Origin of the sequence: Cohnella soli, from assembly GCF_042655525.1 — a bacterium.
Lineage (GTDB): Bacteria > Bacillota > Bacilli > Paenibacillales > Paenibacillaceae > Cohnella > Cohnella soli.
Genome location: NZ_JBHSMI010000009.1, coordinates 150,945 through 177,846, shown reverse-complemented (window position 1 = coordinate 177,846; position 26,902 = coordinate 150,945). Strand labels below are relative to the sequence as shown.

General features: G+C 53.3%; 23 protein-coding genes. 19 read left to right on the top strand and 4 right to left on the bottom strand.

The features are described 5' to 3' along the window. Positions 1-125: 125 nt before the first annotated feature. The gene (locus tag ACFPOF_RS05440) at positions 126-857 is read left to right on the top strand and encodes a polysaccharide deacetylase family protein (RefSeq protein ID WP_378130458.1); all 732 of its coding nucleotides are present in this window, start codon (positions 126-128) and stop codon (positions 855-857) included. Positions 858-888: 31 nt separating this feature from the next. Continuing rightward, a complete protein-coding gene (locus tag ACFPOF_RS05435) occupies positions 889-1,938 on the top strand; it encodes a C40 family peptidase (RefSeq protein ID WP_378130362.1) in 1,050 nt (349 codons plus the stop codon). A 76-nt stretch (positions 1,939-2,014) separates the two neighbouring features. Here ACFPOF_RS05435 and ACFPOF_RS05430 read toward each other — a convergent pair whose 3' ends face one another. Continuing rightward, positions 2,015-3,085, bottom strand: a complete 1,071-nt coding sequence (locus ACFPOF_RS05430; protein ID WP_378130360.1) for an HD-GYP domain-containing protein — start codon at positions 3,083-3,085, stop codon at positions 2,015-2,017. A 270-nt stretch (positions 3,086-3,355) separates the two neighbouring features. Between ACFPOF_RS05430 and ACFPOF_RS05425 the strand changes: the two genes are divergently transcribed. The 10 genes from ACFPOF_RS05425 to ACFPOF_RS05380 all read left to right on the top strand — a co-directional run bounded on the left by ACFPOF_RS05425 (position 3,356) and on the right by ACFPOF_RS05380 (position 15,067). Beyond that, on the top strand, positions 3,356-5,140 hold the full coding sequence (locus ACFPOF_RS05425) for a sensor histidine kinase (RefSeq protein WP_378130358.1): 1,785 nt from the start codon (positions 3,356-3,358) through the stop codon (positions 5,138-5,140). A 155-nt stretch (positions 5,141-5,295) separates the two neighbouring features. Beyond that, complete coding sequence (locus ACFPOF_RS05420) at positions 5,296-6,624, top strand: ABC transporter substrate-binding protein (protein WP_378130356.1); 1,329 nt, start codon at positions 5,296-5,298, stop codon at positions 6,622-6,624. A gap of 74 nt (positions 6,625-6,698) precedes the next feature. Continuing rightward, positions 6,699-7,583: a carbohydrate ABC transporter permease gene (locus ACFPOF_RS05415; protein WP_378130354.1), complete on the top strand. Its 885-nt coding sequence runs from the start codon at positions 6,699-6,701 to the stop codon at positions 7,581-7,583. Next, positions 7,580-8,419, top strand: a complete 840-nt coding sequence (locus ACFPOF_RS05410) for a carbohydrate ABC transporter permease (protein ID WP_378130352.1) — start codon at positions 7,580-7,582, stop codon at positions 8,417-8,419. The genes ACFPOF_RS05415 and ACFPOF_RS05410 overlap by 4 nt, the downstream gene beginning before the upstream one ends. Positions 8,420-8,440: 21 nt before the next feature. Next, positions 8,441-10,084, top strand: a complete 1,644-nt coding sequence (locus ACFPOF_RS05405; RefSeq protein ID WP_378130350.1) for a response regulator transcription factor — start codon at positions 8,441-8,443, stop codon at positions 10,082-10,084. A gap of 246 nt (positions 10,085-10,330) precedes the next feature. Beyond that, complete coding sequence (locus ACFPOF_RS05400; RefSeq protein ID WP_378130348.1) at positions 10,331-11,380, top strand: SIS domain-containing protein; 1,050 nt, start codon at positions 10,331-10,333, stop codon at positions 11,378-11,380. Between the two features lie 31 nt (positions 11,381-11,411). Beyond that, positions 11,412-12,224: a DeoR/GlpR family DNA-binding transcription regulator gene (locus ACFPOF_RS05395; RefSeq protein WP_378130346.1), complete on the top strand. Its 813-nt coding sequence runs from the start codon at positions 11,412-11,414 to the stop codon at positions 12,222-12,224. After that, complete coding sequence (locus tag ACFPOF_RS05390) at positions 12,221-13,198, top strand: ROK family protein (protein WP_378130344.1); 978 nt, start codon at positions 12,221-12,223, stop codon at positions 13,196-13,198. Before ACFPOF_RS05395 ends, ACFPOF_RS05390 begins: the two co-directional genes overlap by 4 nt. A 66-nt stretch (positions 13,199-13,264) precedes the next feature. Further along, positions 13,265-14,119 (top strand): class II fructose-1,6-bisphosphate aldolase, encoded by an 855-nt coding sequence (gene fba / locus ACFPOF_RS05385; RefSeq protein ID WP_378130342.1) that lies wholly within the window; start codon positions 13,265-13,267, stop codon positions 14,117-14,119. A gap of 6 nt (positions 14,120-14,125) precedes the next feature. Beyond that, positions 14,126-15,067, top strand: a complete 942-nt coding sequence (locus ACFPOF_RS05380; protein WP_378130340.1) for a 1-phosphofructokinase family hexose kinase — start codon at positions 14,126-14,128, stop codon at positions 15,065-15,067. Between the two features lie 464 nt (positions 15,068-15,531). On the opposite strand, the gene ACFPOF_RS05375 is transcribed toward ACFPOF_RS05380, so the two are convergent. From ACFPOF_RS05375 to ACFPOF_RS05365, 3 genes are all read right to left on the bottom strand, one after another. Next, positions 15,532-16,218, bottom strand: a complete 687-nt coding sequence (locus ACFPOF_RS05375; protein WP_378130338.1) for a DNA-binding response regulator — start codon at positions 16,216-16,218, stop codon at positions 15,532-15,534. A gap of 224 nt (positions 16,219-16,442) precedes the next feature. Continuing rightward, a complete protein-coding gene (locus ACFPOF_RS05370) occupies positions 16,443-17,492 on the bottom strand; it encodes a ThiF family adenylyltransferase (RefSeq protein ID WP_378130336.1) in 1,050 nt (349 codons plus the stop codon). After that, complete coding sequence (locus tag ACFPOF_RS05365; RefSeq protein WP_378130334.1) at positions 17,489-18,265, bottom strand: molybdenum cofactor biosynthesis protein MoaE; 777 nt, start codon at positions 18,263-18,265, stop codon at positions 17,489-17,491. Before ACFPOF_RS05365 ends, ACFPOF_RS05370 begins: the two co-directional genes overlap by 4 nt. 126 nt (positions 18,266-18,391) lie before the next feature. Here ACFPOF_RS05365 and moaA point away from each other — a divergent pair, with 126 nt between their 5' ends. The 7 genes from moaA to ytvI all read left to right on the top strand — a co-directional run bounded on the left by moaA (position 18,392) and on the right by ytvI (position 26,845). Further along, positions 18,392-19,393 (top strand): GTP 3',8-cyclase MoaA, encoded by a 1,002-nt coding sequence (gene moaA / locus ACFPOF_RS05360; protein ID WP_378130332.1) that lies wholly within the window; start codon positions 18,392-18,394, stop codon positions 19,391-19,393. A 21-nt stretch (positions 19,394-19,414) separates the two neighbouring features. Beyond that, a complete protein-coding gene (locus ACFPOF_RS05355; protein WP_378130330.1) occupies positions 19,415-20,845 on the top strand; it encodes a bifunctional metallophosphatase/5'-nucleotidase in 1,431 nt (476 codons plus the stop codon). A 74-nt stretch (positions 20,846-20,919) separates the two neighbouring features. Beyond that, positions 20,920-21,774, top strand: coding sequence for an undecaprenyl-diphosphate phosphatase (locus ACFPOF_RS05350; protein WP_378130328.1), 855 nt, complete (start codon positions 20,920-20,922; stop codon positions 21,772-21,774). A 157-nt stretch (positions 21,775-21,931) separates the two neighbouring features. Further along, positions 21,932-23,047 carry an HD-GYP domain-containing protein gene (locus tag ACFPOF_RS05345; RefSeq protein ID WP_378130326.1) on the top strand — a complete coding sequence of 372 codons (1,116 nt, stop codon included), beginning with the start codon at positions 21,932-21,934 and terminating at the stop codon, positions 23,045-23,047. Between the two features lie 160 nt (positions 23,048-23,207). Further along, a complete protein-coding gene (gene yfkAB, locus ACFPOF_RS05340) occupies positions 23,208-24,362 on the top strand; it encodes a radical SAM/CxCxxxxC motif protein YfkAB (RefSeq protein ID WP_378130324.1) in 1,155 nt (384 codons plus the stop codon). 74 nt (positions 24,363-24,436) lie between these two features. Continuing rightward, positions 24,437-25,780: a hemolysin family protein gene (locus tag ACFPOF_RS05335; RefSeq protein ID WP_378130456.1), complete on the top strand. Its 1,344-nt coding sequence runs from the start codon at positions 24,437-24,439 to the stop codon at positions 25,778-25,780. A 30-nt stretch (positions 25,781-25,810) separates the two neighbouring features. Continuing rightward, positions 25,811-26,845: a sporulation integral membrane protein YtvI gene (gene ytvI, locus ACFPOF_RS05330; RefSeq protein ID WP_378130322.1), complete on the top strand. Its 1,035-nt coding sequence runs from the start codon at positions 25,811-25,813 to the stop codon at positions 26,843-26,845. The last annotated feature ends 57 nt before the right edge of the window (positions 26,846-26,902 follow it).

Below are 26,902 nucleotides of genomic sequence, written 5' to 3'. Positions count from 1 at the left end.
TTTGGAGCTTACAAGCTCCAGCGGTCGGACGCTTATTTTTGTTTTCCCAGTCGGCATAATTCCGTACTATATTTCGCAACCTACTCTGAAGACGACTGAAAGGCGTTGGAGGGGTGGCTTTGGCGATAAAGTGGAAGACGATTGCGTGTTTGAGCGTCGCGTGCATAGGAGTGGCGAGCGGGTTCTCCTATCAGCCGGCGAAGAAATCGCGGCAATATTACGAGGCTCATCGCGATATCGTGTGGGAAGTGCCGATGAAAGAAAAATTGATCGCGCTCACGTTTGATGACGGGCCTAACCCGCGAACGACACCGCAAATCCTCGATCTGCTCGCCCAGAATGAGGCGAAGGCGACGTTTTTTGTTGTCGGCAAACGGATGGAGCGTTTTCCGGATATTGTACGGCGCGAAGCGTTAGAAGGGCATGAAGTGGCAAATCATACGTACAGCCATGCTTACTTCACAAAAGGGTTCAGTCCGAAGAAACTCGTTGAGGAGCTCCAATTGACACAGGCGAAAATCGACGACCTCACCGGGAAACATTGTCAATGGTTCCGTCCGCCGGGAGGGTTTTACGATGATAAAGTCATCAATACGGTAAGGGGCCAGGGCTACACCGTCATTTTGTGGTCTTGGCACCAGGATACGAAAGATTGGCTTGCCCCAGGAACGGACCGCATTGTGAACAAAGTGCTGAAAAATGCGAGAAACGGAGATATCGTCCTTATGCACGATCATGTAGACGGTTCGGTTCAGACTGTGCAGGCGCTTCGGAAGATTTTGCCGGAGCTGCGCAAAAGAGGATACAAGATGGTTACCGTCTCGGAACTACTGCAGCATAGAACGCCAAAGACGTAGACAAACATCTAACACAAAGGCGGATGATCCGATGAAATTGATCCACACTCTCGCGTTTACGGTCGGTTTAACCGCAGTGGCAACGACTATGACTGGTTGCGCGCATAATACTGGACATACTGCTGAGCCGAATCGCCAACCTGCGCCTGTGCGCATGCAATCAAACGGTGGCGCGTCGCCATCCGATCTGACTGAAGGTCGGCATATCGTGCCGATCCGAACGCTGCAGAATACAGGCTATGTTTCCCTGGACGACATCGCCAAGGCGACAGGGTTTCACGGCGCCTGGATTAGGGGCGGAGCTTACGGAGTTGGCGATTACGATGCGGCGTGGGTGTTCAGAACGGGGCAAAGCACCGTCTCTATCGCGGGCCGCAACTGGACGATGCCGGCATCCGCGATCAAATCAGACGGCAGGCTATTCGTGCCGGTTAGCGCGCTGCAGAAGTTGTTCGGCGACGTAACGGTATTTGCGGTCGAGGAAAGCGATGTCGCCTTTTTTCCGAAACCGACCGCAAGCGAGACGGGAGTGACGGGGTCAAGCCTGAATTTTGCCGATGCGAGGCCAATCAAGTCCGCCCACCCAGCCAAACCCGCAATAGCAGAATCGAATAGTTATGAAGCGGCGGACACGAGCAATGCAAGCAAGGAGACGGTCAGCGCCGACGCCAACAGCGGATCCGATGACCCGGTCATCGCGTTCGCCAGGAAATACCTCGGGAAAGTGTACGAGTTCGGCACCGCCACTTACAGCGAAAGCGGTACGTTCGACTGCTCCTCGTTCACCCAGTATGTTTTTGAGCGCTTTGGAGTCACTTTACCTAGGGTCGCAAGACAGCAGGCAGAGAGTGGGACGTACGTCTCGAGAGACAATTTGCATCCGGGGGATTTGCTTTTCTTTTATGTGCCCGGCAGGTTCAAGAGCGATGAGACCGTCGGCCATGTAGGTATCTATATGGGTGACGGTAACATGATTCATGCGAGCCCAAAACCGCAGGATGGCGTACAGATTACCCCAATTAACAAAGCGTATTGGAAAACGACATTCCTTTACGCCAAGCATTACCCTCTCAAAGAATAAACTGAAAGATGCCAATAAACGAGGACAGCGCCACTCTGAGGAGGCGCTGTTCTCGTTTGTCCAATATATTGCTCGATTACATGAATACTTGTTTGATTTCTTTGTCGCGGAAAGCAGACAAGTCGATGAACTGATCGCCGACTTTGATCAGCGGACGGAAAAAATCGTGCGGATGCGACATGATGATCGTACCGCTTTCTCCCGAAGACAGTTCGACTCTTTTTCCGATGAAGTTTGGAAGCATGTGGCGAATGAACGTATGCGTAATATCCGGATCAAGCTCGCCGAAACTTAATTCGTACAACTCGCGTAACACAAAATGCAAATCCCGCTTCTCCCGATACACTCTAGTCGAAATCATAGCACTATAGACGTCCGCTACGGCGACGACTTTGGCCATCGGATGAATTTGATCGCCAGTTAATCCTTGCGGATAACCTTTACCATCCATGCGCTCATGATGCTGCAGCGCTGCTAAAGCGATGGCGGGATCGTCTAAAGAGTTTTTCAAAATTTCGTAGCCGTATCGCGGGTGATTTTTCATTTCTCCATATTCTTCATTTGTCAGTCCGGAAGGTTTATTAAGAATGGCTTCCGCGATTTTACATTTGCCGACATCGTGAAGGAAACCGGCTTTGCCTGCCCTGACCGTCTCTTCCTCGGGCCACCCCAGCCATCGCGCGATATAGTAGCTGAGCATGCCTACTTGAACAGAATGTTGGTAGGTATAGTCATCTTGGCTGTTCAACATAAGCAATAATGAAACAACGTCCCGCTCGGTGCGGAAATTTTCTACAAGCGGCTGGAAGCTTTCCTTAACGTCTTCCTCATATATGCGCCCTTCCTCCAGCGCACGCGTGAACAATTGCTCAGCGCCGGCGACCGCATCGAAATAGAGCGGTCGGAGAAGCGGATTGTACGACGAGAAAGCAGAATCGTCGCCGATCTCGTCTTCATCATCGACCGAGGCTGCCATAATGCTTTCGCGTTTTTCGATTTCAATATAATCCATTTGATGCTGGTACATTCTTGAAATTTCTTTGTCGTTAAGAACGGTTCCCTTGGAAAGAACATGAAGCCCGAAAGAGTTAAAGATGTCTTCGGACAGTCTATCTCCCGCCAGCAAGTCGGTAATATGGACTCTCATTTATACGACACCTCGGCAGAATATGTGAATGTTCGAGCTATTTCGTTAAAATTTTCCTCTCCCTATGCTACCAACTAAAGTGCTTACATGCAATTAGGAATTTAGTCCCAACTTTTATTTCGAGTGCTTGATCGAGCTTATTATCCGGTCTTCAGACATAGATCCGAACGGGCATCTTGACCGATCAGACGGATTTGGGATAATAGGAATATTCACGGGAAAGGTCATTCCAGAGATGATCTTTCCCGTCCTTTGCGAGAGGGAGAACCGATGAGACACAATCGAAGAATTTCAACAACATTAAGACTTTTTTTCGTACTTATCGCTGTGTTGCCATTGCTCCTGATCAGTTTCGTGACGCTGCGGATGTACAAGCAGGACTTGCTGAACCAGAACACGGAGAGGTCGTTGCAGACGGCTCAGGCGGTCTCTTATTCGGTAGAGCAGGAAATTAGCAGAATGGTCGGCTTGTTCGCCTCCATCGGCGTCGATCAGGATGTGCTGACGACTGCGTCGCGCATTCAGGCTGCAACGGGGATCGAGAAGCAGAACGCAATCGGGGAACTGCGTATCATGATCGAGAAGTATACGGCATCCGTTAGCGGCAAAGTCCTTGGAATCAACTTTTTCTTTAATGATGGCGGATCGTACTCCTATTTGAAAAACATGCTGGTCCCGGAATCGGAAGTACGGGAAAGCGATTGGTACAAGCAATCGCTTCAATCGCCGGACCGAGTCCATTTTCTAGGGATGATGCCGAATATGCTGTACGGCAACTTCAATGCTTACATGATGGGAGCGACGATATCCCCTCGCGACGGCTTTAACCCGGTGCACAATTTGTCTATGATGCTTTTTATGTTTGAAAGCGGTTTGTTCGATAACATTCTCCAAAACCGCGACAACGAGAAATCGGTCATTGCAATTGTGACACAGGCCGGCCGCCAGGTCGCTTCCAATACGCTGAGCGAGCGCGGTAGCGCCATTCCGGCGGCTTGGATATCGAAAGTCAGCGCAGGGAGATCAGGTTCTTTCGTCGATGACGCAAGCGGAGACGACACGTTGATTACTTACGCGAAGGTCGAAGGCACGGATTGGAGCATTGTGCAGCAAATCCCGGTTAAGGATTTGATCGTGAATTACCGGAATGTCTCTTCTTTCGTATGGTTTGTGACCGGAGTTGTTGTTTTGGCCGTCGTGCTCGTCTCGATGTATTTCGTGTCGTCTTTCACGAAGCCGATTCGGGCGCTGCTGCGTCAGATGGTCCGCGTGACAGGAGGAGATCTCGATGCCAGAATCAATGTGTCGGGCGGTATGGAGCTCGTCAAGCTGGGACAATCGTTTAATCATATGACGGAACGGGTGCAAGAGTTGATCGTTCAGCGGGAAATACAGGAGAAGGAGAAAAGCAAGGCGGAATTCGCCGCGCTGCAATCGCAGATCAATCCGCACTTCCTGATCAACACGCTGAATGCAATCAAGTTCATGGCACTTATGAGTAAAGCGGACAACATTCGCAAAATGACTCATGCGCTGACCGGGCTTCTTCAATCTACGATGAACCGCGGAGGGGACATGACGACGGTCGCCGACGAGATGGAGCATCTGAAAAATTACTTATATATCATGGAGATCCGCTTCGGCAGATCGATCCAAACGGAATGGCGCGTCGAGAAAGCCGTTTCCGACAACATGCTGCTGAAGTTGCTGCTGCAACCGATCGTGGAGAACAGCATCATTCATGGACTGAAGGATATCGATTATCCGGCTAGACTAGACATCTCGGCTACGACAGAGGGTGACGACCTGATCGTCGAGATCGCGGACAATGGCGCAGGGATGCCGGATCGGTTGATCGAGCAGTTGCCTGCCGGCAAAGTTACCAGCTCGTTCAGCGGCATGGGCATCGCGAACGTTCATCAGCGCATCAGGCTCCACTACGGTACCCGATACGGCTTGAGTTATTCGCAGAATGAGCCGCGGGGAACGAAGGCTCAATTGCGGCTTCCCCTGCTGCTTACTGACGTAGGAGCGTTCGAACGGACAATGGATTGATTTTATCAAATTCATGATTTTTCCGATCAAAATAGATCAAATTCGTTCATAAAACGTCATGTTCTTCAAGGCGTCCGCCCTTTATGATGAGAGTCAAGTTGGTGTAAGCGCCATCATTTCCAACTCAAAAAATATTTACTCGGGGGGCTTTTTGGATGAAAGTCAAAAAGTGGTTTGGCTCGGCTTTGGCGGTCGGCTTAATGTCGACGTCGTTGCTGACCGCATGCGGAAGTAATAACAATGATCAATCTTCGCCAAGCGCCAGTGCGCCGGCAAGCGGGAATGCGAGCGAGACGCCTGCGGCTTCGTCGTCGAACGGCAAGCCTGTCAAGCTGAAGTTCGCGATGTGGGAGACGGACACGGACATCAAGTTCTGGACGGAGAAAGTAAAGGAATACACGGCACAGAAGCCGAACGTGACGATCGAAGTTGAAACCGTTCCCGACAACAGCGGACAATATTTGAAAGTTCGTCTCGCCGCGAACGATTTGCCTGATCTGTTCATGATGAAACCGAACCATCTGCCGATCTACAAAGAGAACCTGCTTCCTGTAGGCGATCTTCAAGCGACGGCGAACAACAAATATCCGGGCACGCTCGGCGATCAAGTGCTTGGACTTCCGCTCGTTTCGTTCTCCGAGTACGTGTATTATCATCCGAGCATTTTCCAGGAAGCCGGCGTGGAAGTGCCGAAGACATTTGACGAATTCATGGCCGCAATGGAGAAAATCAAAGCGGGCGGCAAATACATTCCGTTGGCGATTGGCGGCAAAGACGATTGGACGTTCTATCCGATCTCCGAGTTCGGTCCACAAGTGCTGTCCAAAGATTCGAACTATCTTGTAAACTTGGCGACTACGCCTGAGCCGTTCGGTACGGGATCGACTTTCGATAAAGTGGCGAACATGGTCAAAACGATCGCGAAAGACGACCTGGCCGGTCCGGACGCCCTAGCGATCGGTTACGACCAAGCGACGGATTTGTTCCGCGCCAAGAAGGCGGCCATGATCGCGCTTGGTCAATGGTACTACGCCGACCACCTCGGCAAAGCGGGCAACGACGACGACTTGGCAGCTTTCCCGCTGCCTTGGAGAGCGACCGCAGACGAGCCGCTTACGTCCTTGACGATGGCCGATCAATATATCGGAATTAACAAAGATTCCAAAAACGTCGAAGAAGCGAAAGCGTTCTACGAATGGATGTTCAGCAAAGACGTATATCAAGCGTATATCGACGTGAAGCTGAACACTTCTACGGTAAAAGACGTGACGGCGAACTTGCCGTTCTTCGTGAAAGCCGATTCCGAGCATCCTTTCACTCCGTTCTTCGTCAACAGCAGCGACGAACGTTTCGCGAAAGTGAAAGCGGCGGCGCAATACGACGAGAAGAAAACGGCAGCGGATATTTTCGCGGGAGCCAAAGTGGAAGATGTAGAGAAGAAATTGAACGCCAACTGGAAGAAAGCGGTCGAATCCGTGAAATAATTATAGAGGATTGAGCGGCGGGTACTCCGGTCTTCGGTCGGAGTACCCGCTTCGATATCCGGGGAGGAATGGCAGTGAATCTGCGAACGCAACGCAATTTGGTCATCTTCGGATTTTTGTTCGTCCCCGTGTCCTTGCTGTTATTGTTTCTGGCGTACCCGACGGTTGAGTTGTTCCGTTACAGCTTCACGAATTGGGATGGCTACAGCCCGACGATGACCTATATCGGCTTCGACAATTACAAGCAAGTGCTCTTCGATATGCCGGATGCCTGGCATGCGATACGGAACAACGGGATCTACTTCATCATTCACGCAATAGCCATTCCGCTTGAATTGCTGCTGGCAGTGTTGCTGAACCGGGCGATGAGAGGCAGCTCGTTTTTCCGTTTTTCCGTTTTGTTTCCGTATATCATCAATGGGGTAGCCGTCGCTTATATGTTCAGTTACGTCTATTATCCGTTTAACGGCCCCTTAAACGTCTTGCTCACTTCTCTCGGCCTGGAAAGCTGGATTCAGAAGTGGCTAAGCAATCCCGATATTGTCAATTATTCGCTCGTGGTCGTATCCATATGGCGTTTCAGCGGCGTTCACGTCATTTTGTTCCTGGCAGGCTTGCAGGCGATTCCGAAAGACTTGTACGAAGCGGCCGAAGTGGATGGAGCGGGCTTCTGGCGCAAACAGTTCCATATTACGTTCCCGGGCGTAAGACGCGTCATGGAAATTATCCTGTTCATGAATATTTCGGGAGCGCTGCTGCAGTTCGACATTCCGTTCGTCATGACCGGCGGCGGTCCGGGCAACGCAAGCAGCACGTTCGGTCTCTTCTCTCTGTTTACGGCTTTCAAATTTAACAGTTTCGGACTGGCGTCCGCGATGGCCGTTATATTGCTTCTGATGATCATCGTCTTCTCCGTCTTGCAGAATTGGTTAGTCAAAGAGAGGGGGAGCCGTCGTTGAGCCGATCTATTCGTTTGTTCGGATCGAATGCCATTTATTACGCGATCTACGCATTTATCGTCGTCATCGTGCTTGTTCCGATTTTTCTCGTGCTGTTCGGCGCGCTTAAAACTCCGGACGAGCTTGCGGGCACTTCGCCGCTGGCGCTTCCCGGCAACTTGTTCAATATGGACAATTTCGTTAACGCCTATAAGGAAGCCCGCTTGTTGACAGGCTTGCGCAATACATTTACGCTGACGTCGGTCACGATCGTATTTAATGCGGTGCTGGGCACGATGACGGCGTATGTGCTGAACCGTTTTCGTTTTAAGCTCAGAACTCCGATTTTTCTGATGTTCATGGCCGCGATGATTATTCCTTCGTACACGACGGAAATCGCACGGTTCCAAATTATCCATACGCTTGGTTTTTACGATAAGCTGATGGGACCGCTTCTGATATACATCGGAACGGATATAATGCAAATCTATATCTACATGCAGTTCCTGGAGAAAATATCGACAGAACTTGATGAGAGCGCTATGCTCGACGGCGCATCTTACGTCCGCACGTTCCGCAGCATTATTTTCCCGTTGCTGCTGCCGGCGACCGCAACGCTTGCGATCTTGAAAGCAGTAACGATCATGAACGATATTTACACCCCGTATTTGTACTTGCCTTCGAAAAATCTGGCCACCTTGTCGACCTCTCTCATGACGTTCGTAGGCGAGCGCGGTTCGGATTGGACGTTGTTATGCGCAGGCATCGTGCTTGTTTTGCTGCCAAACATCATTGTCTATTCCGTGTTTCAGCGGTATATTTTCAAAGGGTTGATGGACGGCGCTGTAAAAGGATAAAGGAAATGGAGGCGGGACGCGTTGAGGAAGTTTCAAGCGATCATCGTGGATGACGAACCGCTCGTGCGTCTCGCGTTACGAGAGTATATCGGACTCGCCACGTCGGCCATCGATATCGTAGGCGAGGCCGGGGACGGCGAAGAGGCGCTGCGCCTCCTGAACGAACGCCCCGGCGTTGACATCGTCTTCGCGGATATTCAGATGCCGCGAATGAACGGCCTTGAGCTGCTTGGCGCTTTGCGCGGAACGCCGTTCTCCAGCAGGGGCGAAGTCGTGATGCTTAGCGCGTACGGCGACTACGACTACGTGCGGGAAGCTTTCGTATTTGGCGCTTTCGACTATATGTTGAAGGCGAATTTGGATGAAGAGTATATCGGGCCGGTGCTGGGCAAGCTGATCGCCCATTTGGAGAAGCTGGCCGAGAGCGCAGTGTCCGAAGGCGAGACGGGAGGAAACGATGAGGCGTTATGCGGTATCCTTCAACGTTTCGCCGCGGACCGTTCGACGGAGCGGGACACCTTCACGGATGAAGAAGCGGCTTACGTTCGCGAGAAACTCGGCGATACGAACCAAGCCGTCGCTTTTGTCAGACTGGCTTCCGCCGCTCCTCTTGAATATACCCAGAAGACGATTTTGCAGACAATCCGGTCTGTTACCGATTCCGGAACGAATGCGGGCAAATGTCAAGCATGTCGCTACGACGATCGTCATTTCGCGCTCTTCTTCGCATTCCCGGGCAAAGCGAGCGCGCTCGACATTCGCCAGCATTTGAACGGCGTGCTGACCGATGTCATGATCCGCTTGAAAAGGTTCCTCAATTTAAGCTCGTCGGTCGGCGTCAGCGATATTGCAGACGGCAGCAAACAATGGGGGCGGCTGTTCGGGCAAGCGGAACGTCTTGCCGCGCTTAGCTACTTCCTTGGTTATGATAGGCTCATCTATCCAGAAGCGGAACGATCATTCTCTACTGTCGGGGCAGAGACGGCGGAAGAATGGGCTGCGAAGTGGACGGCAAGTTGCGAGACGCTTGCGAAGAAGCTGAAGGAATCGGGCGAAGGATGGCAATCGGCGTTACGGGACTCGTTCACCATGCTTAAGTCACGTTACGGGGCGGAGCCGACGCCGTTTAAGGCGGCGATTGGAGGGCTGATCTGGGACGTCGGCTCACTGCTGTACGAGAAAGGCATGTCGTGGAAGGGGGCATTTCCCGCGACATTGCATCCGGTCGAACTCGCAAGTGAACTCGACACGCTCGAGCAAACGAAGCGTCTCCTCGAACGTCTGCTCCGCGCGATTCGCGACGCGCTGACTGTCGTGCCTAAACCGGCAGAGACAAGGCTCAGTCTTCCGGTTGCCAAAGCGAAGGCGCTCATGGAGAAGCATTTTCACGAAGAAGTCCATCTGTCTTCCTTAAGCGAACTGGTTGGCGTCAGCGAAAGTTATTTGAGCAAACAATTCGCCAAAGAGATGGGAACGAGCTTTATCTCCTATTTGACTTCCTTGCGCATCGAACAGGCGAAATTGTATTTGCAGGCGGGAAGCAAAATATATGACGTGGCGGAGAAAGTCGGTTACGAGAACCCGGAGCATTTCAGTCGGATTTTCAAGAAAACGACGGGAATCAGCCCGAAAATGTACCGGACGGACAGAGACTTCGAGGATTAATTGTAAGGGACTGGCGATGAAACGGAGATAGTGTAGTGAATCAAGGAACTTAAAACAGGATGTTTGAGTTAGGCAAGATTTATTTTTACCCGAAACGCTTACTCCGTCATGCAATTTAGACTGCTAGTCAATGCAAAGCAATCGCATTAATCGTGATTGCTTTTTTCATTTTATGATTGAATTTTTCATAATTCTGCTGTATCGTTTCATTATAGTCATTAAATGATTACGAAGGAGCTGGGAGAAGTGACAAGAGGAGTATTGACGTTGCCCGAAATCGGAAGCCAGGCGGAAGCTTTGGAGGCGGCGTGGAAGCAATTGAGCGCGCAAGGCGAATGGGTGAACAAATATTTGAAAGACGCGACGTTCGAGGAAGTCGTCTTCATCGGCTCCGGCTCGTCGTACTATCAAGCGCAGACGATGGCGACTACGTTCAGGCTGTGGCTCGGACGCAGCGCAATTGCGTTGCCGTCTTCCGACGTGTTCCTGTTCCGCGATCAATCGGTAGCCAAAGGAAGAAAAACGTTGCTCGTCGGCGTATCCCGTTCGGGAGAATCGTCGGAAGTGATATTGGCGCTTGATTCGGTGAAAGATCTTCCGAATTGGACGACTTGCGGCATCACCTGTTACGAGGAAAGCCGTCTCGGAACGATGGCGGAATGTCTCGTATCTCCGCTCGGACAAGAAAAAAGCACGGTCATGACGAAGTCGTTCAGCAGCATGACGTTTATGATGCAAGCGGCGATTGCGCAAGCGGCGGGCGGTGCGATTCCTGCGCAGATGGAAGACGTGCTGGCGCTGGATGCAGACGTAGTCTCCCGTGCGCATGCGTTCTCTGACGAACTTGTAGCGAAGAACGACTTCAATAAATATATTTACTTGGGCATGGGCGCTTATTTCGGATTGGCGCAGGAAGTATGCCTGAAGCTTAAAGAAATGTCCTATGTCTGGACGGAAAGCTTCGGCACGCTCGAGTTCCGTCACGGCCCGAAATCGGTCGTCGAGCCAGGCACGCTCGTCTGCTTGCTTGTATCGGAACAAGCGAGAGCGTATGAACTGAAAGTTGCGGAAGAGATGAAAGAGTACGGCGCTTTCGTTCTGCTTGTAACTGCAAAAGCTGGAGCGGATACGGCATTTGCGGACGCGGTGTTCGAAGTCGGCGGCGCGGCGGTTAGCGACGAAGCTCGTTCGGTGCTGTATTTGCCTGCTTTGCAGTATTTGGGCTTCTACACGGCGATGAAGCGGGGCGTCGATCCGGACCATCCGAGAAATTTGACCCAAGTCGTCAAAATTTAATCATTTTGGCGCGGATAAGGAGACTTGTCTCATGACTCGGAACAAATCGGAAAGGCAACAACTTGTTCTGGATTATTTGGAGCGGTTCGGAGCCATCAGCTTGCAAGAGCTGACCGAGAAGTTCGAATGCTCGGAAGCGACCGCGAGACGCGATCTTGAGGAGCTGGAGAAAACCGGTCGTCTCATTCGTACAATGGGCGGCGGGGCGAAATACGGCAGCGGCGGCGTTCGCGAAGTTTCTTTTCATGAGAAACAAAGCGAATTGTACCCCGAGAAGGAAGCGATCGCCGAGAAAGCGGCTTCCCTCGTGTCGGAAGGCGACGTCGTCGGTTTGACGGGCGGTTCTACGACGTTCATGATCGCGCGAGCGCTCAAAAAAAAGCGTAATCTGACGATCGTGACGAATGCGGTAAACATTGCGATGGAGCTGGCGGACAGCGAGTCTCTGCAAGTCGTTTTGACGGGCGGCGTGTTGCGCGGTAACAGCTTCGAGCTGTGCGGCCCGCTGGCGGAGCAGGCGGTGCAGTCGCTTAACATTCATAAAATGTTCATGGGTGTCGACGGAGTGGCTGTACATGGAGTCAGCACGTATTCCGAACTGGAAGCTAATATTGCGAAGCGGCTTATGGAGCGATCCGGAGAAACGATTGCCGTATTCGACCATACGAAGATCGGCAAGCCGTCGCTGTTCCATGTCGCATCGCTTTCGGAGCTAAAAGCGTGCATTACGGACGGAGCTCCGGGGCCGGAGCTTGGAGAAGCTTTGATGTCCGCCAACGTGGACGTTTACCGCGCAAGTCCGTCTGCAGCTGGTTCAACGGGCGAAAAGGAGGGCCAAGGATGAAAGTATCAATCGGCATTGATGTTGGAGGAACAAACATCGTCGGCGGCGTTGTCGGACAGTCGGGAGAAATCCTTCACAAAATCAAACGTCCGACTGAAGCGAATGCGGGTAGTGCCATCGTGCTCGACCGGATCGCCGGAGTCGTTACGGACTTGCAAGCAAGCATTGCCGAAGGCTCCGAAGTGACGGCAGTCGGCGTCGGCATTCCGGGACTTGTAGATCCGGAAGAGGGGATGTCCCGGTTCGCGGGCAATCTCGGTTGGCGCAATGTGCCGGTCGTTCAGGAACTGGAGAGACGTACCGGCCTGCCGGTCGTGATCGACAATGATGTGAAGCTGTACGTCTACGGAGAAGCCGTTGCCGGAGCGGGTCGGGATTGTCGGCACGTGTTCGGCATTACGATCGGCACCGGAATTGCTTCAGCGCTTGTGAGCGATGGGACCATCTTTCATGGTTTCAAATCGATGGCGGGTGAAATTGGGCACGTTCGCATGGACGGCGTGGAAGAAAACTGCGCATGCGGCCTGTACGGTTGTCTGGAGACGGTCGCTTCAGCTTCCGGCATGGTACGGCAGGCTAGAAAGGCTCTGCTCGAAGGACGCGAAAGCGTATTGCGTAACTGGTATCCGGGCGATGAGAACTTCGATGGGTTGACGGCTGCGGATTTATCCAAAGCGATGGACGAAGGCGACGAACTGGCGACCGGCATTATGACTCGCGCCGGCGTATTGAACGGCAGGGCGCTTGCCGCGGCAGTCATGACAATCAGCCCTGAGATCATTATCGTCGGAGGCGGAGGCGCGCTCGCCGGCGATAGGCTAATGGGACCGCTCCGCGAACAATTGAACGAACTGCTGCTGCCTGATTTCCGTGAAGGCTTAAAAGTCGTCGTGGCGGATAACAATGACGAGGCGGGCATTATCGGCAGCGCGTTGTACGCAAACAAACGGATTTCGGAGCGCAGCGGACGTTAATATCGTATTTTGACCAGCATCACAGCAAGGATTATCGAGTTTATTATCGAAACGGAGGAACTCATCATGGCACTTGTTTCATCGACTCCCCTTCTTCAAACCGCGAGAGACGGCGGTTACTGTATCGGTGCTTTTAACGTTCATACGCTTGAAATGCTGCAAGCCGTCGTTGAGGCGGCGGAAGAGACGCGTTCCCCGCTTATCATTCAGTCTACCGTGGGTACGGTCAAACATCTTGGCGCCGACTACATCGCTGCAGCAGCTAAGGTGGCGGCGGACCGTGCGTCCGTGCCGATCGCGCTCCACTTGGACCACTGCTCCGACTTCGACATCATTATGCAATGTATCCGCGCGGGCTACACGTCGGTCATGATCGACGCTTCGCATGATCCGTTCGATGCGAATGTTGCAGCGACGCGTAAAGTCGTCGAAGCCGCATCGGCGGTTGGCGTGAACGTGGAAGCCGAGCTTGGCAGAGTCGGCGGCGTCGAAGACGATATCGTCGTTGACGAGCGCGACGCGCTGCTCGCGGACCCGGACGAGTGTGCAAAGTTCGTGGAGCTGACGGGCGTTCATACATTGGCCCCGGCAATCGGCACCGCTCACGGCATCTACAAAGGCGAGCCGAACATCGACTTCGATCGTATCGGTCGCATCGCTGCGAAAGTATCCGTACCGCTCGTTCTTCACGGCGGTTCCGGCATTCCGGAAGCGCAAGTGCGCAAGGCGGTGTCGCTGGGCATGTCGAAGATGAACGTGGCGACGGAGCTGCGTATCGTGTTCTCCGACGCGATCAAAGAAGTGTTCGCGGCCAATCCGGACGAGAACGACCCGCGTAAATACATGGTGCCTGCGAAGAAGGCGCTGAAATTGGCGGCGATCGAGAAAATGCGTCTGTGCGGCTCGATCGGAAAGGCGTAATCGAACATGCGCGATACGATTACGACGGTGACGCTGAACGCGGCGATCGACAAAACGTATTACGTGCCGGCGCTCGTTAAAGGTACGGTGATGCGGGCGACGGAAGTGCTGAGCATGGCGGGGGGCAAAGGCGTTAACGTCGCCCGCGTGCTGCACCAGCTCGGCCATTCGGATGTCGTAGCGACAGGTTTCGCCGCAGGCTATAACGGGCGATTTCTTGTAGACCGAATCCGAGAGTCCGGCATCGGAGCGGAATTCGTGGAAGCAAACGGAGAATCGCGGCTCTGCTTGAACTTTATCGATGCCGCGGACAGCTCGTCGACGGAAATACTCGAACCGGGACCTCAAGTCGAAGACGAGCATATCGCCGCATTAAAGAGCAAAGTCTCCGAATTGGCGCAGCGGTCCGCCGTCGTCGTGTTGTCGGGCAGTTTGCCGAAGGGTGCACCTCCGTCGTTGTATGCGGAGCTGATCGAGCTCGTCCGTGCCTCGGGCGCGGAGCCGTTCCTGGACACAAGCGGCGCTCCGCTTGCACAGGCGCTGGCAGCGAAACCGGCGTTCATCAAGCCGAACGAGGACGAAATCGTCCCATTATTGGCTGGCCAGTGCGACGGGAATTTGTTTGAGGGCGTGAAATCATTATCCACGCATGGTATTCGTAACGTCGTTGTCACTCTGGGCGGCGACGGAGCAGCGGCGATTGTTGACGGCGCTGCTTACCGGGTAACGATTCCGAAGCTGCAGGCGGTGAATACCGTCGGTTGCGGCGATGCGTTCGTTGCGGGATATGCATACGGCAGCTCGCGGGGCTGGAGCGCGGAAGCTTGTTTGCGACATGCCGCTGCGGCGGGCTGCGCGAACGCATTGTCTACGGTCGCCGGCGACGTGAAGGCGAACGATTTCGAAGCGTTGTTGCCGCGGATTACAATCGGAGAATGGCTGGCGTAGGTCGCGGCGCTGCCAAAAGATAACTGTACCGACTTTCGCCAAAAGGGGCTATCTCACAAGTCATCAGCCGATGATTTTGCGGGATAGCCCTTTGTTTAACCTGCCAGAAAGCTCTATTTCATCACCTTTCCTAAACCCCTCGTCTCCGCCCTGATCGTTTCTCTCGTTTTGACTCTTTGCACTAGCCCGACTGACCCATTCCGCCGCTGTTATTTCATCGCTGGCGAGGAGAAAACGGTCAGTCTCCCGTCTATGACGGGGCAATAACGATGAAATACATCGTATCGCTCACTCAACTGACCCATTCCGCCGCTGTTGCGATGTTTTTCATCGCTAGCGAGAAGAAAACGGTCAGTCTACACACTATGACAGGGCAATAACGATGGTAAACATCGCACCAATCCGCCTACTGGTCTGTTTCCTCGTTACTGATCCATTCTGCCCAGTCATTCACCCGCAGCTGGCTACATTCCCCAGTCTTCAAGTTGCACCGTTTGAGACAGCCGGTAGGCGTGGATGCGCTGCTGACCTGCACCAGCCGCCACGAAAACGCCTTTGGCGACCAGACCTCGCAGTAGTTTCCGGGCCTTCTGCGCCTCGACATCAAGTAGTTTGCACACATCCGCAGGAGAAACGGTCTGGCGTATCCGCAAGGTCAGACGTATGATGTCTCTCTCCTCGGAGTTTAAACGATTTGTCGCACGTTCGCTCAGCCCCCGTTTGCCGTATACTGCGCCGATGAACTGTTGCAGCATTTGCTGGCACAAGCGTGGACGTTCGTTGACCATGTTGTGCGTAAAACGAAGCACTTTCCACTCATCAATGACCAGGTGATTTTGTCTAATTCGGTCATCGTCGAACCCGGTCAAGCTGATCTTGCGGGCATGGGTGTCAAATCCATCACCTTCAATGTCCAGTTTTACGGTGCCAGGCAGCCACGCGAAATCAAGGAACCGCGTACCATCTCGAAAGTCGAACACTTCGTATTCGGGATGCAAATCATCGAAATGCCCTACGGCTGGCCACCATACGTTTTCGAGTATCAGCTTTTCCAAGTAGCCATGCCCTTCATCCAGCCGCCTTAGCCTTTCGCCCTGACGTAAGCTGCGATGCTTTGATAGCCATTGCGTGTAAGCCGTGTTGAAATCCACGAGTCCTGCCCCCCTCAGGAAAAAATAAAGCCGCTCTTCCGGTTCAGCGCGGGGCTGACCGAAAAAGCGGCTGCGTGTTTCGCGAGCCATATAACGGCTTTGTTATAGAGTCAGTGTAGGAGAAGGAGCGCATGGATGTCAATAGTTGGATGCCCGCTCTGCCTTGGGTTACACTGTCTGCTGCGAGGCGCTCTGTAATTGACCTGAGAAAGTCGCGATAGGCTTTATTCGCCCATCAGTTCCGCGTAAATTCGTCTGGCAACTATCGGATCGTCCGATCCCATGACGAGGGCGCGACCATCTTCGAACAGTACGAACGTCAGGCCGCCTGACAATCGAATCCGCAGCGAGAAGGGCGTCAGCTCTGACTCGCCTGTCTGAGCCAATCGGATTTGCTGTGCTTGGAGATCGAGCGACAGCGGTCTAGAAGGGGACACTTGAACAGTGTTTCTTCCGCATAAAGACACGGTTGCCGCCCCTGCCGGCTCGTCTCCTTCCAGCATGTTGAACTCGCGTTTTGCACATACGGGACAGCTTTCGTTACTTGCGTTGCTGACATCGATCGACTGCCATTGATTATCCCATAGGTCGATCCGCAATAAGGTCCCTCGAAGCGCTTCCGTTCGGCCGGTCAACAGCTTGATTGCTTCCATTGTCTGTACGGACGATATCGTATCGACAATAGGAGACAACACGCCGGCTGTCTCGCAAGTGTCGAGCGCCCCGCCCGGGGGCGTGTCCGGAAATAGGCAGCGGAGACAAGGAGTACGGCCAGGCAGCACCGTAAACGTCATGCCGGAGCAACCGACCGCCCCGGCGTAGATCCAGGGAACGTTGATCTTCGCGGAAAATTCGTTGATCAGATAACGGACGCCGAAGTTGTCGGTGCCGTCGACGATCAGGTCGGCGCCCCCCAGAAGCGTCTCCGCATTATAAGCGTTTAAATCTGCGACGCGCGCCTCGATCGCGATGTCGCCGTTTATCGCCTTCAATCGGGCTGCGGCGGCGATCGCTTTGGGCGCTCCGGATGCCGCGTCCGCTTCGTCGTAAAGCATTTGCCGCTGCAAGTTGCTGCGATCGACGATGTCTCTGTCGATGAGTGTGAGCTTGCCGACGCCGGCCCGGGTCAGATGGTTCGCGACGACGCAGCCGAGAGCTCCGACTCCGACGATCGCGACCGACGAAGCAAGCAGCTTAGCTTGACCGCTTTCTCCGACCGCAGGGAAACGCATTTGCCTGACGTAACGCGAATCTTCTCCGTGAGGCGAAGTCATAACTTGCCGCCTTCTGGCTTCGTCGAGGGCGCGTCGGGCGCTACGGTCGGATCCCAAGGCCCGAGCTGATGCCCTTTCCATTCCGTGCCGTCTTCGTATACTTCCTTTTTCCAGATGGGCACGATTTGTTTCAATCGTTCGATCGCATAGCGGCTCGCGTCGTAAGCGTCTGCGCGATGGGCGGAAGAGACGGCGATAACAACGCTGATCTCGCCGATGCCGACCGTGCCGATTCGATGGTCGATCGCTGTCAGCGTCCCCGGCCAACGCGCTGTAATTTCATCGCCGATTTGCGCGAGTGCTTTTTCCGCCATCGGCACATAAGCTTCGTATTCAAGGGTGACCGTCTTTTGGCCTTTCGTCCATTCCCGGGTCGTGCCGACGAAAGCGATCGCTGCTCCATGGTCGGGATGATAGACACGACTCAAGACGGAGCTCGGGGTGAGAACCGCATCCGTAATCGAATAGCGTTTAAACTCCTCGCTGTCTCCAGAAGTGGACGAATGATCCTCGACGCCCGATCCTCCGGACACTGGAGGCAGCAATGCGAGTTCGTCTCCGGCTTCTATCGTCATTCCGTCCGGGGCGAAAGTTTGATTGCGAGCAACGAAACAGACGGACAACAAATCTGCGTGCTCCGAATATTTTTCAGCGAGACGTCGCTTAAGTTCTCCAGCCGTCATCCGGTCCGCTTCCCATTCAAGCGAAACCGCGCGCGTTCCGAGCTTTTCGGCCAGTCCAGCGAATAAGATGATGTTCCATTTCGATGCCATCTGGTATTCGACTTCCTTCCCTTCACGTCAATCCGCATTCATCATTGCATTTGACAAGCATACCATATCGCCTGTGAAAATGTTATGCTAGAAGGGCTTGCAAGAGGAGGGGAGGGGGTGGACGGAATGTCGCAACTAACAGACAGATTTGGAAGAAAACATACGTATTTGCGCATTTCCGTAACCGACAGGTGTAATTTGCGTTGTCTGTATTGCATGCCGGAGGAAGGGATGAAGTTCTTGGAACACGACCGTTTGCTGAGCTATGCGCAGATGGTCGAAGTCGCCAGGACGGCAGCCGGCCTCGGCATTCGCAAATTCAGAATAACCGGTGGAGAACCCCTCGTCCGGCCCGGCTTGGAAGAGCTGATTGCCGGCATCGCGGCGCTTCCCGGCGTAGAAGACATTTCGCTTACGACGAACGGCCTTCTGCTTGCTCCACAAGCGGCGAAGCTGAAAGAAGCCGGATTGAAGCGGGTCAATATTAGCTTGGATACGATGGATCCGACTCGGTTCAAGTTTATCGCGAGGCGGGGGGATCTTGATAAAGTATGGGAAGGCGTGCAAGCTGCGGCTGCAGTCGGACTTGGACCGATCAAGCTCAATTGCGTTCTGCTTAAAGGTGTCAACGAAGACGAGATCGGCAAATTTCTTCAACTGTCCGTCGATCAGCCGCTTCACGTCCGGTTCATCGAATATATGCCGATCGGACATGACGACTCGGGGTGGCGCAGCTATTACTTGCCGCTCTCTCGTGTGCTGGAAGAGGCGGAACGACTTGGCTTTGCGCTCGAGAAGGCGGAAGGACCGGGCGGTAGCGGACCTTCGGACGATTGGCGGATCGTGGGCGCAGCCGGCACTTTCGGCCTGATTCATCCGGTCAGCGACCATTTCTGCCAAAGCTGCAACCGTCTCCGGTTGACGGCCGACGGCAATTTGAAGCCGTGTCTCTACTGGGTGGACGAATTAAACGTCAAGCCCGCTCTGGGCTCATCCGAAGCGATGGAAAATCTGTTCTACAGGGCGATGGACATCAAACCGAAAAACCACGAGATGGCCGCCCGGCTCACAGATGAGCAGCAAAGTCATAGGCCGACAGAGCGCCGGATGTCGCAAATCGGCGGTTAGGAGGAAAGGATTGAACACCCAATGACGAAAGCAGGCTTCACGATCTCGTTGATTCATACGAACGATTTGCACAGTCATCTGGAGCAACATTCCCGAATTGCCCGATACATTTCGAACGTGCGTTGCGAGGCGGATCCCGAAGGGCTTCTTGTCTTCGATTGCGGGGATTTCCTCGATCGCGCACGTATGGAGACCGAAGGCTCACAAGCGGCAGTCAACCGTGAGGCACTAGAATTGATCGGCTACGATGCCGCAGCATTTGGCAATAACGAGGGGCTCAGCTATACGATCGAGGAACTGGATGACTTGTTCAGCGGTATGGCGGTCCCGATCGTCTGCGCGAATATGAAACTCGCCATTACAGATCAGCGACCGTCCTGGATGTCGCCGTCCGTTCGCCTGGAAAGAAGAGGTGTCCGGATCGGGGTGATAGGGCTGACCGCGCCATATACAAGTTATTACGAGCTGCTGGGCTGGGAAGTCGCCGATCCGATGGAGGCGTTGGAGGAAGAGGTGAACCGACTTCGTCCTGATGTGGATGTGCTTATTTTGCTGTCGCATCTCGGCATCCGCATGGATGAGCGCATCGCTGAGACGTTTCCGGGCATCGACCTTATTCTCGGCGGTCACACGCACCATTTGCTGGAGAAGCCGCTCCGCGTCGGCAACACCGCGATATGCGCCGCGAGCAAGTATGGCAATTACGTTGGAAGGCTCGAGCTTCGCTTTGACGATTCATGTCGTTTAACCGCCATCGACGGCGGGGCAATTCCTACAGACGATTGGCCGTCCGATGAAAGTTTCGATCGACTCGTCGCCAAACATCGCGAGCAGGCGGTGCAAGCGATGAGCAAGCCAATCGCTAGGTTGAAGGCGCCGCTGTCGCTGAGATACGATCGTGAATCGGCGCTGCCGACGTTGCTGGCCGCAGCCGTAAGGCGCGCAACAGGCGCACAGATCGGACTTGTGAATGCGGGACAATTGCTGGACAGCTTGCCTGAAGGCGAAGTGACGGAGGGGGACGTTCACGCAATTTGTCCGTCTCCGATCAACCCGTGCACGACTGAATTGACCGGCGACCAGTTGCTTCAAGCGCTCGAAGAAAGTTTGCTCCCGGAGCGCCAGCAGCTCGAAATTCGAGGCTTCGGATTCAGAGGTCGCGTGCTCGGCACGTTGTGCCTAGACGGGATGGAGGTAACGGCGGACCTGTCTTCGCCGCCGTTCGCTAAAGTGCTCAAGGCAACGGTGGGCGGCGAGCCGCTCGTCCGGGAACGGTCGTATTTGGTCGGCACGCTCGACATGTTTACGTTCGGCGCCGGTTACATCGGCCTGAAAGAAGGTCGGAACGTGAACTATTTTCTTCCGGATTACATTCGCGATTTGTTGTCCATGGCGCTGAGCGACGAGATGCTCGTTGAACAAGCCAACATTTCTCGCTGGACCTATTTATAAGCATTTTATAAGCTATACCGCCCGCTTTCGCTAGCGGAGCAAGGACTGATGACGACGAGGAGTGGATTGACGTTATGCTGCATTGGTTTGATTCTATTATTCTTGGTATCGTGGAAGGGTTAACGGAGTTTCTGCCGGTATCTTCAACGGGCCACATGATTTTGACGAACAAACTGCTCGGGTACGGCGAGGAAACGCCGGAGCAACTGAAAACGTTCGAAATCGTTATTCAATTCGCCGCCATTCTCGCCATCGCAATCGTATATCGGCACAAAATTTTGCAAGTATTCGGGTTAGGCCGCAAAGACGTCGTCAAAGGACTGTCCGTCGACGCAATGCCGAAACGGCGCTTAAATATGCTCCATGTCATACTTGGCATCGTACCGCCGCTGGGCATCGCGTTCATCTTCCGGGATTTCATTAAGGAGATCGGGTTTCACACCGCTCCTGTCCTTTGGGCACTTGTCGCGGGGGGCATTTACATGTGGATAACGGAATATCTCTACGATTCCGGCAAAATCAAACGCACGGCGGAAACGATGGACGACATCTCTTATCGGCAGGCGCTGCTAATCGGCGTGTTGCAATGCTTATCCGCGCTTTGGCCAGGGTTCTCCCGCTCGGGTTCGACGATAGCTGCAGGGATGCTCGGCGGCGTCAGTTACCGCGCCTCGGCAGATTTCTCTTTCTTTATCGCCATTCCGATCATGACGGCTGCGACAGGTTACGAATTGCTAAGCAACATCGACAATTTCCGTTCCGGCCAGATCGACGTCGGCTTCCTGCTGACCGGCTTTATCGTCTCGTTCGTCGTTGCCTGGCTTGTCGTTATCGTTTTCTTGCGGGCCTTGCAGAAGCTGAAACTGAAATATTTCGCTTGGTATCGTTTCGCGGTGGCGGCTTTATTTTACTTGTTCATCATGCGTTAAACGGGCCGTTGTGTCGATTATTGTCACTGAATGAAGAAAATGCGCGAATAAGTGCGAAAAACTCTTTACTCCTCTCTAAATTTTACCGATGATAGGGATAAGGATATTTGCGTCTTTATGCCTGCATCCTAGCAGCGAAGGGGGGAGCATTGACGGAATGCGCATGGTGCCGATTGCAGCGAGTCAGCCGGGTATGAGGCTAGCCAAAAAAATATATTCCGATGACGGCATCGTGTTACTTGCGGAAGGGGTCGAACTAAATGCGAAACTCATCCGCAGGCTTGGAGAATGCGGCATCAATTACTTGTACATTCAAGATGACATCACATCTGACGTCGTCGTTCGAGAATTGATCAGCGAAGAGACGCAGCGCAGCGTGCTTCGGGCGGTCAAGACGGCGTTCAAAGGGTTCATGGATCCGCAGGGTCGAGGACGCGGCGTCACGTATCCGTACGTGGGCAAAAACATGCGTCAGGCGATGCATCTGATTTTGGACGACTTGAGCCGCAATCAAGACGCGATGATTATGCTGATGAACATGCAGACGGTGGACAATTACTTGTACCGGCATTCTCTAAACGTCTGTGTCTATACGGCGCTGCTCGGCATGGCATACGGTTATGATGACGAGCAGATGGTTACGCTTGGCATGGGCGCTTTGCTGCATGACGTCGGGAAAACGCAAATCTCTTTGAAGGTGCTTCTGAAACCGGACAAACTGTCCGATTTCGAATACGAGGAGATGAAGCGGCATACCGAGCGCGGCTACTATTTGCTTAAAGACGAGCCGAACATTCCGTTGCTCGCGGCGCATTGCGCTTTTCAGCATCACGAGCGTCTTGACGGCTCCGGCTACCCCCGCGGCATTAAGGGCAACGAAATCCACGAGTTTGCAAAATGGATCGGCATCGTCGATTCATACGACGCGATGACGAGCCACAGAATTTACCGGACGCCGATACTGCCTCACCAGGCGGTAGAAGCACTCTATTCTGGAAGCGGTACGTTATACGAGACCTCGATGCTTAGATTGTTCCGAGACAAAGTAGCAATCTATCCGATCGGGATGTCGTTGAAACTAAACACGGGCCAGACGGCCGTAGTGACCGATATTAACTCGACGTGCGCCCATCGCCCCGTTATCCGGGTACTGACGGATGAGTACGGGCGCAATTTGAACGCACCATACGACATGGACTTGTCCAAACATTTGAACGTTCTCGTCTCTCAGGTGGCGTTCGGCCAAGAAGAGTTGAGCCCATTGACCGTATAAGCCTACAAGCCGTTGCGACGAAGTGTCGGAACGGCCTTTTTGACGATATGGAATTTATTGGTTCAAACTTAAGGCGTTTTTACTTGCGCCGAAACGTTTGTATTTCAACCTTGAGCCCAGTACAATAAAAGGAACGCAACAGAAGACAGGAGCATGAACGATGCAAGCAATTTCCCGATCGGCAGGCACGCTGCCGTTCGCAGCGCCTCCGGGATGGACCCCGCTATCGCCCGAATACGATCCGTGGGACCCGATCCGATCGCTCGGCGCTTCCGGCCGGCACGAACTAACGAGCGTTGAGCTTACCGTAACCCACTTGTGTAACATGAGATGCGAGCACTGCGCCGTCGGCGACAGTCTCACAACCCGTGAGGCGCCGCATTTGCCGCTCGATCTCCTGTTCGCAAGGCTCGACGAAGTCGAACGTCTGGAGACGATCAGCATGACCGGGGGAGAACCGACATTCAGCATGGATACCGTCCGCGACATTCTCGTTCCCGTGTTGAAATACGCTAGAAAACGGGGCATCCGTACCCAACTCAATTCGAACGTTACGATGGATTACGATAGATACGAGATGATTGCGCCTTACCTTGACGTCATGCATATCTCATTTAACTATACGAAAGCGCAAGATTTCCATGAGGTCGGTTTTGCGCGTACCGGAAGGAATGTATCTTCCGGCATGTCGGCGAAAATGTATGAGCGTATGATCGACAATGCACGAAGGCTCGCGGACGGCGGGCTGTTCGTTTCCGCAGAGTCGATGATTAACTACCGCACGCACGACAAAATCGCGGACATCCACAGACTCATCCGTGAAATGGGCTGCGTCCGTCATGAAGTGCATCCGATGTACCCCAGCTCATTCGCTTCCGGTCTTCCTGCGATTACGAGAGATCAGATGGTTGCGGCAGTAGAGACGCTGCTCGACATTCGCGATCCTGATATGTGGATGTTGTTCGGCACTTTGCCGTTTTTCGCATGCACCGTAGACGAGTCCGAGCAACGGTTAGTCCGGCGTCTTCGGGAAGAAACTAACGTGACCGTACGTAACGATCCCGACGGGAGAAACCGGGTGAACGTGAACCTGTTCTCCGGCGACGTTTACGTGACCGACTTCGCTTCAATCCCGCCTTTCGGCAACATCAGCAAGGAAAAGCTGGACGATGTTTTCGCCAAATGGCAGAACCACCCGATGCAGCAGGCAGTCAATTGCCATTGCCCGTCCGCAGGTTGCTGCGGTCCGAATCTGCTCGTATCCGATATGTATTATAAAGGAGTAGACTTCAAGGCAAGGAAAGCGATCGTCTAACGGAGCGCCGCGAGACGATCGAATACCTTTCCTACATAAGGAGGAACGCGAGACAATTGGAATTTCAATGGGGTATGATTTTCTGGAACGTGGTTCTGGTCCTGTTTCTCGTTTTTCTCAACGGCTTTTTCGTCGCATCGGAGTTCGCGCTTGTGAAAGTACGCCAGTCGCGGCTGCAGCAACTCAGCAATGAAGGCAATGTGCGGGCGAAATACGCGCTTAAAGTCAACAAGAGACTTGACGCATACTTGTCCGCAACCCAACTCGGTATTACACTTGCCTCGCTTGGTCTCGGTTGGGTAGGGGAACCCGCGATCGCGGATCTGATCATCTCGCCGCTGCTGCACGACTTCGGCGTCACCGACGAGACCGTCATCCACACGATCTCGTTTGCGGTTGCTTTCTGCATTATCACTTTCCTGCATATCGTACTTGGTGAGCTTGCGCCGAAATCGCTCGCCATTCAGCGTTCCGTTGGCGTTTCCTTGTGGCTAAGTTGGCCTCTGCTTCTGTTCTACCGGCTGTTCCTGCCGGTTATTTGGTTTCTTAACGGTTCGGCGAACAAGCTGCTCCGTCTGTTCGGCGTCGAGCCCGCGAGCGAGCACGATGCGGCGCACACAGAAGAAGAAATCCGCATTCTGATGGACGAAAGCGCAAAAAGCGGCATTATCGACAAGGATGAAATGACGTTGTTTGATAACGTGTTCGAGTTCGCCGACCGCGTCGCACGCGAAGTGATGCTCCCTCGGACCGACATGGACTGCTTGTTCGCGAATGATTCGTTCGCAGAGAATATGAAAACCGTATATGCCACCAAACATACGCGTTATCCGGTCGCGCTCGAAGACAAAGACCAAATTCTCGGTTTTGTTCACATTACCGACTTGCTGACATCCGACCCGGACGAAGAACATAATCTTAAACAATTTTTACGGCCGATTCTTAGCGTACCGGAGTCCATGGAAATCAGCAAAGTGTTGAAGCTCATGCAACGCAAGAAATCGCAAGTAGCTATCGTCGTAGATGAATACGGCGGGACGGCGGGGATGCTGACCGCGGAGACAATCTTGGAGGAACTCGTCGGAGAGCTTCACGACGAATTTGACGACGAACTTCCTACAGTCGTCGTAAAAGGGGAATTAACTTCGGTGGACGGGCGTATTCTTATTGAAGACGTCAACGATCTGCTTGGACTTGATATTCGAGAAGAGGAAGTCGACTCGATCGGAGGATGGTTGTTCAACCATCTTGAAGGCAACATTTCCAAAGGACAGAAAGTCATCCACGACGGATACGTGTTCGAGATCGCTCAGACGGAGCGTCTAAGAGTGCAAAGGGTGCATATTTACAAAAGCGTTGTCACACCGGCGCCCAAAAGCGTCGATACGGATAAGCAGCAGGAGGATTCCGCCACATAGAAGAACCGCGAACAAGTGGGAGGATGGGCAATGCCGATTCGCACCTTGCTGTTCATCGTCGTTTCGCTTCTATTCTTGTATTTGCTCTTCACCGTCGGCGCGCCTTTCCTGCTTGCGCTTGTAACCGCGATATTCCTGGAACCTCTCACGCAACAGATCATCAGGCGAACCGGAATGAATCGGCTGGCGGCATCGACGATATCCAGCACGCTGTTCACCGCCCTGCTGCTTGGTCTGCTTGGGTTGATCGGCACGAAGCTGATAATCGAACTGAGAACGTTCCTTGACAGATTGCCGGATACGCTGAACAACGCGAACGCTTATATGACCGATTTGATCGATCGGGCCCAGCGATATTCCAATCAAGGCGAGGATCCGGTCCCGCATCAACTGGAGCAATGGCTATCCAATATTACAGGGGCGCTTGGCCAACTATCGACGAAGCTGTCCAGTGTTTTGTTCGGGTTTGCGTCCGGCATCCCAGATTTCTTTATTTTCTTTATCGTGTTTCTGGTCGCAGTCTATTTGTTTACGGTCAGCTTGCCTATAATGAGAAGCTCGTTCCTCTCCATGTTCGAAGATAAATCGAAGCAGCAAGTGGAGGAAGTGCTTGTCAGTTTGAGACAATCCGTGTTCGGTTTCCTGCGGGCGCAATTATTCATTAGCGTGATCACTTATTCGATGTCGTTCGTAGGGTTGCTGCTGATTGGAACGGGGTACCCGCTAGCGATAGCTCTTCTGATCGTTGTCGTCGACATTCTGCCGATTCTCGGCGTCGGTTCGGCCCTTATTCCTTGGGCGGCGTACCGGATCGCGATCGGTGACACGTACACGGGAATCGGCCTTATTATTCTGTTCCTCGTCATCACTGTCGTGCGCAGAATCGTCGAACCGAAAATACTCGGAGATGCAGTCGGCATTGGCGCGTTGTCCGCCTTGATCAGTCTTTACGTCGGGTACGAGCTTGTCGGCGTCGTCGGCGTGTTCCTCGGCCCGATCGTCGTGATTGTCTTCACCGCGATGCGCAAGGCTGGATTATTCGATTTCAAAATTAAATTTCAATAAGGTCGATTTCTCGGGCCGCATGGCATTTCTGCCGGCGGTCTTTTTTGCCATACGCCT